At 64.7% G+C, this 11,391-nt stretch carries 12 protein-coding genes; 7 read left to right on the forward strand and 5 right to left on the reverse strand.

What is annotated here, in order from left to right; genetic code table 11:
- Positions 1-122 precede the first annotated feature (122 nt).
- Positions 123-1,370: a polysaccharide pyruvyl transferase family protein gene (locus tag GL4_RS01310; RefSeq protein WP_045363685.1), complete on the forward strand. Its 1,248-nt coding sequence runs from the start codon at positions 123-125 to the stop codon at positions 1,368-1,370.
- Positions 1,371-1,537: 167 nt separating this feature from the next.
- Here GL4_RS01310 and GL4_RS01315 read toward each other — a convergent pair whose 3' ends face one another.
- A complete protein-coding gene (locus GL4_RS01315; protein WP_045363687.1) occupies positions 1,538-3,415 on the reverse strand; it encodes a protein kinase domain-containing protein in 1,878 nt (625 codons plus the stop codon).
- Positions 3,416-3,646: 231 nt separating this feature from the next.
- On the opposite strand from GL4_RS01315, the gene GL4_RS17365 reads away from it, so the two are divergent.
- Positions 3,647-3,802 carry a hypothetical protein gene (locus GL4_RS17365; protein ID WP_156137343.1) on the forward strand — a complete coding sequence of 52 codons (156 nt, stop codon included), beginning with the start codon at positions 3,647-3,649 and terminating at the stop codon, positions 3,800-3,802.
- A 14-nt stretch (positions 3,803-3,816) separates the two neighbouring features.
- Here the strand turns inward: GL4_RS17365 and GL4_RS01320 are convergent, their stop codons facing one another.
- Both GL4_RS01320 and aat read right to left on the reverse strand, forming a co-directional pair.
- Positions 3,817-5,154: a lipopolysaccharide biosynthesis protein gene (locus GL4_RS01320; protein WP_045369197.1), complete on the reverse strand. Its 1,338-nt coding sequence runs from the start codon at positions 5,152-5,154 to the stop codon at positions 3,817-3,819.
- A gap of 71 nt (positions 5,155-5,225) precedes the next feature.
- On the reverse strand, positions 5,226-6,179 hold the full coding sequence (aat, locus tag GL4_RS01325) for a leucyl/phenylalanyl-tRNA--protein transferase (RefSeq protein ID WP_052464033.1): 954 nt from the start codon (positions 6,177-6,179) through the stop codon (positions 5,226-5,228).
- Between the two features lie 216 nt (positions 6,180-6,395).
- Here aat and GL4_RS01330 point away from each other — a divergent pair, with 216 nt between their 5' ends.
- Complete coding sequence (locus tag GL4_RS01330) at positions 6,396-7,439, forward strand: NADP(H)-dependent aldo-keto reductase (RefSeq protein ID WP_045363690.1); 1,044 nt, start codon at positions 6,396-6,398, stop codon at positions 7,437-7,439.
- A 33-nt stretch (positions 7,440-7,472) separates the two neighbouring features.
- A complete protein-coding gene (thpR, locus tag GL4_RS01335) occupies positions 7,473-8,081 on the forward strand; it encodes an RNA 2',3'-cyclic phosphodiesterase (protein WP_045363693.1) in 609 nt (202 codons plus the stop codon).
- Here the strand turns inward: thpR and GL4_RS01340 are convergent.
- Positions 8,078-8,602: a low molecular weight protein-tyrosine-phosphatase gene (locus GL4_RS01340; RefSeq protein WP_208430892.1), complete on the reverse strand. Its 525-nt coding sequence runs from the start codon at positions 8,600-8,602 to the stop codon at positions 8,078-8,080. The two genes, thpR and GL4_RS01340, sit on opposite strands and share 4 nt — an antisense overlap.
- A 97-nt stretch (positions 8,603-8,699) precedes the next feature.
- Between GL4_RS01340 and GL4_RS01345 the strand changes: the two genes are divergently transcribed.
- Complete coding sequence (locus GL4_RS01345) at positions 8,700-9,110, forward strand: YkvA family protein (protein WP_425283178.1); 411 nt, start codon at positions 8,700-8,702, stop codon at positions 9,108-9,110.
- Positions 9,111-9,131: 21 nt separating this feature from the next.
- Here the strand turns inward: GL4_RS01345 and GL4_RS01350 are convergent, their stop codons facing one another.
- Positions 9,132-10,112: an NADPH:quinone oxidoreductase family protein gene (locus GL4_RS01350; protein WP_045363696.1), complete on the reverse strand. Its 981-nt coding sequence runs from the start codon at positions 10,110-10,112 to the stop codon at positions 9,132-9,134.
- 127 nt (positions 10,113-10,239) lie between these two features.
- Between GL4_RS01350 and GL4_RS01355 the strand changes: the two genes are divergently transcribed.
- Together GL4_RS01355 and GL4_RS01360 are read left to right on the forward strand one after the other, a co-directional pair.
- Complete coding sequence (locus GL4_RS01355; protein WP_045369204.1) at positions 10,240-10,788, forward strand: RNA methyltransferase; 549 nt, start codon at positions 10,240-10,242, stop codon at positions 10,786-10,788.
- 72 nt (positions 10,789-10,860) lie between these two features.
- Positions 10,861-11,373, forward strand: coding sequence for an invasion associated locus B family protein (locus GL4_RS01360; protein ID WP_045363699.1), 513 nt, complete (start codon positions 10,861-10,863; stop codon positions 11,371-11,373).
- The last annotated feature ends 18 nt before the right edge of the window (positions 11,374-11,391 follow it).

Genomic DNA, 11,391 nt, shown 5'->3' on the forward strand with positions numbered 1-11,391 from the left:
GTACAAGGAGCGCCGTTGCACTCATCCGAAGAGCAGCACATGCGTCGCGCGACGAGACGATCATGAAGGCAACCTTTGGTACTTGAGCTAAGGTCAAACGGTAAGCAGGGAAACGCCGCCGGATGAAAATCCTAATCGACTGCTCCAACTACTTCTCGCAGTGGTCGAATATCGGGGATATCGCGCTGTATCAGGTCGCCGGGAGGCGACTGTCGGAGCTGTTTCCCACCGCCGAGATCAGGGTTTTAACAGACGACCCCGACCTCATCATTCGGCACTGCTCGCCTCTGATGCCAATTTCGCACGGCGCCGCTCATTCTCGAGAGTGGTTCGCAGCAGGCGATCCTTCACGATGGCCGATCGACGGTCTCTGGCCGCTGAGGCGAACGGCACTAACCGCCGCTCGCCAGGTAAACACGCCCGGTATTCTATGTGGGCGCACCAAGGAACTGTGGGACCTACCGCGCGCAGAGGCATACTTCGAGGCACTCCGATCCAGTGATCTCGTGCTTTTGTCGGGGGGAGGTTACTTCACCGACAGCTTCGCGCGTCATGCTCGCGGTCTCCTCGATACGCTGGCGGGCGCGCAGCGACTTGGACGTCCTACGGCCATCATGTCCCCGGGCTTCGAACCCTTTGGACGCGAGCTCGCCCCCAAGGCACGGGACGTCTTGGCCAACGTGGATCTCATCGGCTGCAGGGACCCGCGGACTTCGCCGAAAGTTCTTAGATCATTAGGTGTCGCCGAGGAGCGGATCCACATGACCGGGGATGACGCCCTCGAGATTGCGCTCGAAGGCGAGAGGGCGGAACGGCCGAATGCCATCGGTTTCGGAATTCGTGTCATAAAATACGCCAACGTAAATGACGAAGTGGCACACGGCATCGGGACGGCGATTGCCGACGTTTCTTCGCATTTTGACGCGCCGGTCGTGCGGCTCCCTGTCAACATAGTCGGCCCATCGGACTGGGACGCGATGGAGTCCGCGCTATCGGGGCTCGCTGTAAATCTGGACGACGCCCCGATGCCGACGACGCCGGCCGAACTTAGTAATCGCGTGGGCCGGTGCCGTGTGGTGATAACCGGGGCTTTTCATGCTGCCGTATTTGCACTCGCTGCCGGGGTCCCGGTCGTTGCCTTCGCAGCATCGGACCATTATCGCCGCAAATTTTTGGGCCTTGCAGATCTGTTCGGGCGTGGCTGCGAGGTGATTGATTTCGCGGATGGCGTCCCCGCTAAACGACTGATCGAGGCCACGCGGCGTGCGTGGAATCAAGGCGACGATGTGCGTGCCGGGCTCCGCAACAAGGCAATTGAGTTAGTTAGAACTCAGCGCGCGTTTTGGGGGCGACTGCGTGAGCTGGTCTAAGAGGCTCGGTGAGGCTGCACAAATGCCGGTCCGGCACTCGCACCGGGCGCATGGTGGTCCACCCTACTGAGGTCAGGCCAAATTACGTGTAAACGAGATGTATCGCGCATTTCACATTCAGGCGGCACGCAGGCCGGCGATGCGATTGCGGCGGAGCGGCATGCGCCTTAATCCTGTGATCCGTTGGGCTCTGCCTGGTCCTGCTGCGATTTGAGAACCTCTACGATGTCGCCGAGGTCCGTCGTGCGGCGGCTCGGCTCCGCCGCCGTCATACCGCGCACCAGATCGCCGATGTCGCGCGGCATCTGGTCCTCGCCGTCGCGCTTCCAGAGACGCCCCAAGTTCGCGCGCGCCGGCACGCGTCCGCCCCATAGCTCGGCGATCATCTGCCCGAGGGCGTAGATGTCGGCGCTCGTGTCGACGTCCCCGCCGGCCACCTGCTCCGGGGCGACGTACGGAGGCACGCCTGGATACCCGGCAACGCCGGGTGCCGCGGCGACGGGCGCCAACCCCAACTCGATCAGCACCGGAAGCTCGCGGCCCTGGTTGTCGCGCCCGACGACCACGTGGTCGGGGGTCAAGTCGCGGTGCACGATATCGCGGCGGTGCAGCACGCTGAGCGCCCCGGCGGTGTCGGCCAGAAGCGAGAGCATGCGCGACGGGTCAGTTCCCGCTGCGTAGAGGTCGCGAAGGGTCGGGCCTTCCGGCCGAAGCTGCAGCGTGTAGAGCAAGCCGTCCGGCGCGAGGCGCATGTCGCGGATCTTGGCGATCCGCGCATCGTGGAGCGTCGCGACCGTTGCGTAGGCGCGCCGCTCCCTGGACAGCACGGCCTCGCGCTCCTTCTCGCCGAGAGCGCTGAGATCCAGCGTCCTGAGGGAGACCTCTTCGCCGTCGTCCATACCCAACGCGAGCACGCTGTCACCGGCGCTCCCGTGGCCGAGCGGGCGGAGCTTCACGAACCGTAGCTCGCGTTCTCCGTCGAGCCCGATCAGGCTCTTCGAGCCGGCGAGGTCGAGGAGACGGTCGGCACCCGCGCGCCGCAGAATTTCCGTGCGCAGCTCGCCCGCCACCTTGAGCTTCCCGTGTAGCGCCGCCCGCAGCGCGCAACCGAGCGCCCCCAAGGCGCCGGTAACGTCGCCTCGCTTCAGGAGCGCGTTGGCGAGCGCGCGGCAGGCGACAACGATGCGCGCCGCAGCATCTTGCTCCGTATACTGTGCAACGAGAAGCTTCAAACTCTCAACGGCGGATTCCCCGGCGCGAACCTCCTGCAGCTCCGTCACCGCCTCGACGAACTCGGAGTGGTCTATCGCCGTAACGTCCTCGGGCAGGAAATTCTCGGCCACCAGCAGCCCACCCTCCGCCTCGTCGTGACGTCCGAGCCCCGCGCTCGCGCGGGCGGCCTCGATCTGCGTCAGGAAACGCAGGCGCCTGTCGTCTTCACTCAAAGTCGCGTGGGAGACCTTGACGTGGGCGGGAACCTCCTCGTGCCGACCGAGCGCGTTCAGCGCCTGTACGAGACTGATACGAGCGTCGTGGACGGCGTAGTCGGGGACTTTGAGGGTGTCGTTGCCCTTGAGAAGAAACTCGAAAAGAAGTGCGCCGTTCTCGAAGCGCCGCGCCTGCAGCTCGCTCTGCGCGACATCGGCGACGAGCCGCACGATCTCGTCGGGTGTGCCGCCGATTGCGGTGAAGGTCAGCGCGGTGATCAGTTCGTCCCGAGCCAGACGTTCGTCGCCCGAGGCCGCATAGATAGCGGACATCGCGCGCGCGACGTTGCCCAACTCGCGGTAATTTGGCGGCGACAACTTCGCGGCGAGCCCCCGCGCGTCGCCGAGTTCCTTGAGCGCATCGGCGTCGCGGCCCATCTGGCTGTAGACGACGCCCAGCATGCGATGGGCGCGCGGACGCTCAGCGCTATCGCGCGGGAAGCCCAAGAGACGCGTCGCAAGCTCCGACAGCAACGAATCGGGCGACGCCTGACGCCGCTCGACGGTTTCCTCCAGAGCGTCCAGAGCCGCGATCAGATCCTTCGACTTTTCGGTCATACGGCAACACCCCCCGCCAACGCCGTGGACGGAGTGTCGTCGGCAAGTCGTCGGAAAGCAAGTTTCGGCACATATGTGTCCAACAGTCCGCCCGGTCGCTCAAGTCTGTTTTTCAAGTTCATTGATCGCGATCCATCTGTTGCGCTAGGGTCGCGGCGCGAAGAACTGGTGTCCGCCGTGTTGCGGCGCAAGACAATCCCAACAAGACAAACCCGAAACGAGTGCACATTCATGCCCCTATCCTTCGGCGCCTTCGGCAAAGCCGTCGCGATCTTCGTGGTCGCCGCGTTCATTCTGTGGCTTATCTTCACCTACATGTTCGCCAGCGAGGAAGCCGCCGTGGAAGCCGAGCAAATCGGCGCGCTCCCGGCGGCGGCGCTTACCTAGAGGGCAAAATTCTCCTAGAGGGCCTTCCGGCGCTCTCGCGCGGTACGCGACGCAAGATGCAGGACGTCGGTGCGCAGCCCGCTCACGCGCGATAGGACCACCGCGCAGGTGCCAAGCCACACCAGCGTCGCCACGGCCACGGCAAGCGCCGCCCCGACGACGCCCAAGGGCGGCACAAGCGCCAAATTAGCCAACGCGAGCACCACGAGGGCCGTAACGGCGAGCGTTGCGTTCTGTCGCTGAGCGCCGATCACCGAAAGCAGCGCCACGTTTGGCCCGAAGAAGACACGGACCAGCTGGCACGCGAGCAGGATCAGGAGCGGCACCTTCGCGCCCGTGAACGCCGGTCCGAACAACGATAAAATTGTCTCACCCCAGAGCGCGACCACGACGAGTGCGCCGAGCGTCGCCACGAGCGGGAACAAGATCGCCTTCAGCACGATGGCGTCGATGGCGTCGTGCTCCTTGCGCGCATGGGCGTCGGCGAGGTCGGGCACCGTCACCTGATGGGCGACCTGGACCGCGAAACCAACGAGGAGCGCCAGCTTGAGGCAAAGTCCGACGATGGCCGTGTCCGCGCTGGAGAGAAGCGGCGTCACCAGGAGAATGTCCACATCGGCGAAAAAGAACGTGTACAGCGCAACCAGGATCAGCGGCGGCGCCTCGCGGCGCCAGATCCGCACGTAGCGCGGCGGGGCCTGTGTCGCGGGTCGGCTCACGGCGGGGACCGCCCTCGCTAGCAGCAGATATTGCGCCAGCGCGAGGGCGACGAAGATGACCGTCAGAAGACTGGTCGCGATCGCGGCGGTCAGCGGCGCGCCCAGCTCGACCAACAGCAGCAGACAGGCCAACAGAATGAATGGCCGGATGCACGTATCCGGAAGATAGGCCAACCCGAATTTTCGGAAGGCAGCCGCAAGCGCGCCGTTGAACCGCAGCGCCGCGTTCGCCGGGATCGCGAGAGCGGCGGCGGCCGTCGCAAGCTTGGCCTCCGTGCTCAGCCCCGGCCACATCGCCGCGAAGACCAGCACGGCAGCGGTGGCGACGGCGGCGCACAGCCTCGTCGCCGTCCTGGCATGGATGACGAAGGCCGAAAGCAGCCCGTACTGGTTCTTTTCCCGGAAGCGCGACACGAAGCGCGACGCGATCCCCGGATAGCCGAGTGCGGCGACGACCCCCATGACGGCGGCGAGGCTGGTGACGGAGTAGAACAGCCCAAGCGCCGAGGCGTGGAGCGCGCGCGCCAGCAGGATCTGCGTGGCGAAGCCCGCCGCCGCGCCGGCAATCCGCGCGAGCGAAAGAAGCGACGACGTCGATACGAACGGCTTCAGGTGCCGGTGCAAGAACGCCATCCAATCACCTTCCCTCGCAGCGCCCCCGGAGACGTCGGGCCGTTCGGTCGAATATTGCATCCGCGCTGCACTCACGCCGCATGCGGCGCCGCGCCGGGCGGGGTGGGCGACGCGACGTCCCACCCCTTGGACCAATCCGCAGGGTCGAGCGCCGGATCGACAGACCAGCGGCCGACATGCCCCTCTTCCGAGGTGTACCACGGCAGCAAGGACAGGAAGTCGTCGCGCGGCATCGCCACGAAGCCGGTTTCGGCCAGATGGGGCGTCATCCATTTCGCATCGTAGAGGCGGTAGCCCCAAGCTGCGAGGTGCCGGTGCAGATAGGCGACCGCGACCTTGGATGCGTGGGACGAACGGGAAAATTTGGATTCACCGAAGTAGACTTGGCCGATGGCGAGGCCGAAGAGACCGCCAACCAGCCTGCCATGCCGGTCCCACACCTCGACGGAGTGCGCGTATCCGGCTCTGTAGGCGGCGTAGAACGCCCGCATGACCTTCGGCGTGATCCAGGTGAGCGGCGTCTTCCCCGGCCGCGGCTGCGCACAGGCCTCCATCACGCCTACAAAATCCGTGTCCATCGTGACCGTGAAGCTGTGCCGCCGGATGAGCCGCCGGACGGTTCGGCCGACACGGGCATTCCGCGGGTCCTGCACAGCCCGCAGCGAGGGACACCACCACTTCATCGGCCCGATATGGCAGACCGGGAACAAACCCTGCGCGTAGTTGTGTAGGAGCGCCGGAACGCCGAGGTCATCGCTGATGCCGGCCAGCCCCCAGTTGGTGTAGTAGGTGGGCCGCGCCGGCAAATGGTCCCGCACGTTTTTGGGGCTCAGGTAGTAGGCAAGCGTCATCTGCCACAGCCGCGGCAGGAGCGCGATGCGCTGCGGCTGCAACGCATAGGCCGCGCCGAGAACGAGCCGCCGCAGATAGCGGCTCCACGGTTCCCAAAAGGGCGGCTCATGAGCCGGCTCATGAAATGAACGTTCGTTCGGGCTGGACGGCCCGGTGGCCGCAGCGCTGCCCAAATCCCTCGGTAGCCTTTCTGGCCTAAGCGCACCCATGCGGGCATCCCATCCCTGTCGGCGCCCGGCCGGCGGGTCTCCCGCGCCGGGCTGGTTTGACCTACCTTTCTAGGCCAAGAGTCCTTAACAACTGGATTAGGACGGTAGCCGCTAACAAGTTGTTATCCTTTGCAAAATGTGACTCTGGGAGACGCAGGGAACAGGAACCACGGAGATTTTATGGAGTATCGGGAACTTGGACGCACCGGCGTGAAAGTGAGCGCGCTCACGCTCGGCACGATGACCTTCGGCGAGCAGAACACCGAGGCCGAGGGGCACGCGCAGATGGACTACGCCGTGGAGCAGGGCATCAACATCTTCGATGCCGCGGAGATCTACCCGATCCCGCCGAAGGCTGCGACCCAGGGCGCCACGGAGGAGATCGTGGGAACCTGGCTCGCCTCGCGGAAGGCCCGCGACAAGGTGATGATCGCCACGAAGGTGGCGGGGCGCAGCAGCGTCATCGACTGGCTACGTGACGAACCCGTACTCTCGCGTCAGACGCCGGCGCAGATGCGCGAGGCCATCGACAAGAGCCTCAGGCGCCTGCAGACGGACTATGTGGACCTCTACCAGCTCCACTGGCCGGACAGGCCCATCCGCGTGTTCGAAGGGCTGGAATACCGGCGGCTCGGCGACGACGCCCACAACATCCACGAAATTCTCGAAGTGCTTGGCGAGTTCGTTGCGAGCGGCAAGGTGCGCTTCATCGGTCTGTCAAACGAGACGCCGTGGGGCACGATGAGCTTCCTGAAGCTCGCCGAGCAGCACAATCTGCCGCGGGTGGTCTCGATCCAGAACGCCTTCAACCTCGTGAACCGGTCCTACGAGGTCGGCCTTTCCGAAATCAGCTACGAAGAGCAGATCAGCCTTCTGGGCTACTCACCACTTGGCCAGGGCTATCTGACCGGCAAATACGAGAACGGCGCGTTGCCGGAAGGCGCGCGCAAGACTCTGTTCAATCGGCTCGGACGCTACGAGCAAGGAAACGGCCCCCGCGCGATATCAGCCTATGTTGCGCTCGCCCGACGCCACGGCCTCGACCCCTCGCAGATGGCGATCGCCTACGCCATATCGCGCCCCTTCATGACGTCCGTCATCATTGGCGCAACTTCGATGGAGCAGCTCAAGACCGATATCGATGCCGCGGATCTGACGCTGCCTAAGGCGGTTCTTGAGGACATCGAGAACATCCACCTTGACTACCCTAACCCTTGCCCCTGAGACTCGTAATCGCAACAACATGTTGATTCGGTTATGCCCAGGCTATTCACCGCAATAGAGATACCGAGGAGCATCGCCGATCGTTTGTCGATGCTACGGGCCGGCCTCCATGGGGCCCGCTGGATCGACCCGGAGTACTACCACCTCACATTGCGCTTCATTGGCGACGTGGACGGCGCGACGGCCCGCGATTTCACCGAGGCTCTAGGCGAATTGGTCGCCGCGCCCTTCACCGTCAAGCTGAACGGTCTCGATAGCTTCGGCGGCAAGAAGCCCCGTACGATCTTCGCTTGCGTCGCGCCCTCGCCCGAGCTCGAAGCGCTGCAGCACGCCCATGATGGGGCCGCGCGGGTCGCCGGTCTCGCGCCGGAGCGCCGCAAGTTCACGCCGCACGTGACGGTCGCCCGCCTGCGCGGCACCAGGCCAGATGCGGTGGCCGCCTATCTTCAGAATGCCGGACTGATCTCCGAGACCTTCACGGTGAAGCGTTTCGTTCTTTACTCGTCGCGCAACTCGGTCGGCGGCGGCCCCTATGTCGTCGAGGCGGCCTACGATCTCGATGACGAGGAGGTGGACTACGGCGACGACTACTATGGCGGCTACGAGTTCGATCACCCGCCGCTCTTCGGGATCGATCCTTAAGACTCCGGCGCCGCGTCGGCTTCGCGCATCAGCTCGGTCAGCAGACCCGTTGACGCCGCTTCGATGAGGTCGAGCGCGTGGTCGAAGCCTGCCTCCCCGCCGTAATAGGGATCGGGGACGTCGTCCTCCTCAAGGTGCGGCGCGAAGTCGAGGAAGCGCCGGATCTTGTGGCGTTCGGCATGAGGCGCGACGTCCTGAAGGTCGGCGATGTTCGATCCATCCATGGCCAAGATCAGATCGAAGTGTTCGAAGTCTTCGAGTTCGACCTTGCGCGCCGACTGCGCGGAGATGTCGACCCCGCGCGCCAAGGCGGCCTTCTGGGCCCGGGGGTCGGGCGCCTGACCCTTGTGCCAATCACCCATCCCGGCCGAATCGATCTCGAACAAATGCGCCACGCCTTCCTCCTCGGCCACGCGGCGAAACACGCCTTCGGCCATCGGCGACCGGCAGATATTGCCGAGGCACGCAAACAGCAGCCGATGGCGGACCATATCGGCGTTATTGGTGTTGTCTCCAGTCATGTCTCGGGTCTTGGTGCTCCACTTGAGAGGGGGATCTCGACCTCCCATATAATAAAAGAGTTGCGCCCGCACACATCAAACGGACAGACAGTCGACCATGACCGCATTTGAAGACGCGGCCGATCTCCGTGAAGCCGCTTTGGGACGGGAGATATCCGTGGAAACAATGCTCAAGCGCGAGCAAAACGTACGCAGCAACTTTTGGCGCAAGCTGAAGCGCGTTGCCGGACATGTGCCCTTCGTCGAGGACCTTGTCGCCGCGTATTACTGCGCCATGGACCCAAACACGCCGATGCGCGTGCGCGGCATGCTGCTCGCGGCGCTCGCCTATTTCATCATGCCGATCGACGTCATCCCGGACATCGTCGCGGGCCTCGGCTTCGCGGACGACATGGCGCTTCTGACCGCCGTGGTCGGCCTCGTGTCGGCAAATATCACGCCGGTCCACCGGGCGGCCGCCGCGCAGGCGCTGGACAAGGCATTGCCGGGCGCAACCGCCCACAGCTAGCCCGTACAGCGCAACAACGCGCTATTCCTGCGGGCGGACGATCACCTTGCCGCTGGCTTTGCGTTCCTGAATGACCCTTAGGGCCTCCTTGGTTTCGGCCAGCGAATAGGTCCCGTGGATGTGCGGCGCGAGCCGCCCCTCCCGGCACCAATTCAGAACCTGCAGCGTGTTGGCGCGATGCGCCTCCGGCTCGCGGTCCACGAACGCCGTCCAGAAGACGCCCAGCACGTCGCATCCCTTCAGCATGATCACGTTGAGCGGCAGGCGTGGGATGTCGCCGGATGCAAAGCCGATAACGAGATACCGGCCCTTCCACCCCAGCGCGCGCAAAGACGGCTCCGCCGCATCGCCGCCGACACAGTCGTACAGCACATCGAGCCCCCCGGGCGCCGTCCGCTCCTTGAGCGCCGTCTTGAGGTCGCAGGTCTCGTAGTCGATGCCCTCGTCGGCCCCATGTCGCATGGCGAGCGCAATCTTCTCCTCCGAGGAGGCGACGGCAATGACGTGGGCGCCCATCAGCTTGGCGATCTCGACGGCCGCGAGACCCGCGCCGCCGGCCGCCCCCAGCACCGCGACGCTCTCGCCGGGCTGCAGCTTCGCCCGGTCCTTGAAGCCGTGCATCGCCGTCCCGTAGGTGACCGAAACCCCCGCCGCCACGTCGTCGCTGACGCCGTCGGGTATCGGGATCGCGCGCGCGGCGTCGATCGCCAGCCGTTCCCGGCAGCCATTGCCGCCCACATGCGCCATGACCCGCTGGCCTATCGTGAGGTCGGTGACGTCGTCGCCGAGCGCCTCGACGACACCGGCAATCTCGCCGCCGGGCGAGGCCGGAAGGCGCGGCGTGAATTGGTACTTGTTCCTCAGGACCAGGGTGTCGAAGAAGTTGAGACCGACCGCTGTGACCTTGACGACCACCTCGCCGGGCTTCGGCGCAGGATCCGCGACCTCCACGAGCTTGAGCGCGTCGATCCCTGAGAATTCGCTGAACTGCACTGCACGCATAGAAGGGCTCCCGGTCGCGTTGCCTCTCATGCCTTTTGCCCCGAGCGCGCCGCCATCACAAGTCCGAGCGGCCGGCGGGATGCAGAGCCGCCTTTTGCTCGGCTCTTCCGTGTGGCACACAAGGTTCGTGAAACCGAACCCTTCGAGGACGCGCGGCTATTTCGGCATCGGTGCCGAAAGTATTTCCAAAGCGGGAAATCTCGGCGGCCTGCTCCGGTCGGCGCACGCCTTCGGTGCGAGCTTCGCGTTCACGGTCGGCGCGGATGCCCGGGCTCTGGAGATGCGCTCGGACACATCCAAGGCCGGCAACCACCTGCCGGTGTACCATTGGAAGACGGTAGACGAGATGCAGCTTCCCAAGGGGTGCAGCCTCGTCGGGATCGAAATTCTGGACGACGCCACAGAACTGCCGAGTTTTCCTCATCCCTTGCAGTGTGCGTACGTGCTGGGACCGGAACGGGGTGTACTGAGTGCAGGGCTGCTCACGCGCTGCGATCAGGTAATTCGCATTCCGACGAATTTCTCATTGAATGTGGCGACAGCAGGGGCAATCGTAATGTATGACCGGCTTCGGGCGTTGGGTCGTTTCGCCCCGCGTCCGGTCAGCGAGGGAGCCGTAGCGCCGCAGCTGGCGCCCCATGTCCAGGGGCAGCCCAAGCGGCGGCGTCAGGGTTGACCTTTGGGCCATAACTAGGGAAGACTGCAGCCATTCATGCGTAGAGACTGCTCACGACACGGGGACGGGGAGATGCGCCGAGCCGTTGTAGCGGCTTGTGCGGTGGTGGCGTTCAGCGCAACGCCGGTCGTCGCGCAGGAAGTCAAGCTTCTTCAGAAATTCAACGACTGGGCCGCCTACGTTTCGCAAGGAAGCCCCAAGGTCTGCTTTGCCGTCTCGCAGCCTCGTAAGTCGCTGCCGCGGAACGTGCGGCGCGGGCCTATCTATTTCTACACATCCGAATACCCCAGTGACAAAATCGCCGGCGAGATCAGCGTGAAGATGGGCTACCCCTTCCCGCCCGGCGGCAAGGTCACGGTGACGATCGGCAGCGACTCGTTCGAACTGTTCACCAAGGACGAGGGCGCCTTTGTCGAGAAGCCGGAAGACGAGGCGAAGCTCGTCGAGGCGCTGAAGGCCGGGAGCGCCATGACCGTCAAAGGCCGGTCGGCGCGCGGCACCAACACCACGGACGAATATTCCCTAAGCGGCACCTCGAGTGCAATCGAGCGCGCCGCCAAGGAGTGCGCCACCGAGTCCGGCTAGGGTTCGCCGAAGTCCTGT

Source organism: Methyloceanibacter caenitepidi (assembly GCF_000828475.1).
Taxonomy (GTDB): domain Bacteria; phylum Pseudomonadota; class Alphaproteobacteria; order Rhizobiales; family Methyloligellaceae; genus Methyloceanibacter; species Methyloceanibacter caenitepidi.

Bases quoted from the DNA above. Each gene is read 5' to 3' on its own strand.
- GL4_RS01310 (WP_045363685.1), top strand. From the start codon at position 123: ATGAAAATCCTAATCGACTGCTCCAACTACTTCTCGCAGTGGTCGAAT.
- GL4_RS01315 (WP_045363687.1), bottom strand. From the start codon at position 3,415: ATGACCGAAAAGTCGAAGGATCTGATCGCGGCTCTGGACGCTCTGGAG.
- GL4_RS17365 (WP_156137343.1), top strand. From the start codon at position 3,647: ATGCCCCTATCCTTCGGCGCCTTCGGCAAAGCCGTCGCGATCTTCGTG.
- GL4_RS01320 (WP_045369197.1), bottom strand. From the start codon at position 5,154: ATGGCGTTCTTGCACCGGCACCTGAAGCCGTTCGTATCGACGTCGTCG.
- GL4_RS01330 (WP_045363690.1), top strand. From the start codon at position 6,396: ATGGAGTATCGGGAACTTGGACGCACCGGCGTGAAAGTGAGCGCGCTC.
- thpR (WP_045363693.1), top strand. From the start codon at position 7,473: ATGCCCAGGCTATTCACCGCAATAGAGATACCGAGGAGCATCGCCGAT.
- GL4_RS01340 (WP_208430892.1), bottom strand. From the start codon at position 8,602: ATGACTGGAGACAACACCAATAACGCCGATATGGTCCGCCATCGGCTG.
- GL4_RS01345 (WP_425283178.1), top strand. From the start codon at position 8,700: ATGACCGCATTTGAAGACGCGGCCGATCTCCGTGAAGCCGCTTTGGGA.
- GL4_RS01350 (WP_045363696.1), bottom strand. From the start codon at position 10,112: ATGCGTGCAGTGCAGTTCAGCGAATTCTCAGGGATCGACGCGCTCAAG.
- GL4_RS01360 (WP_045363699.1), top strand. From the start codon at position 10,861: ATGCGCCGAGCCGTTGTAGCGGCTTGTGCGGTGGTGGCGTTCAGCGCA.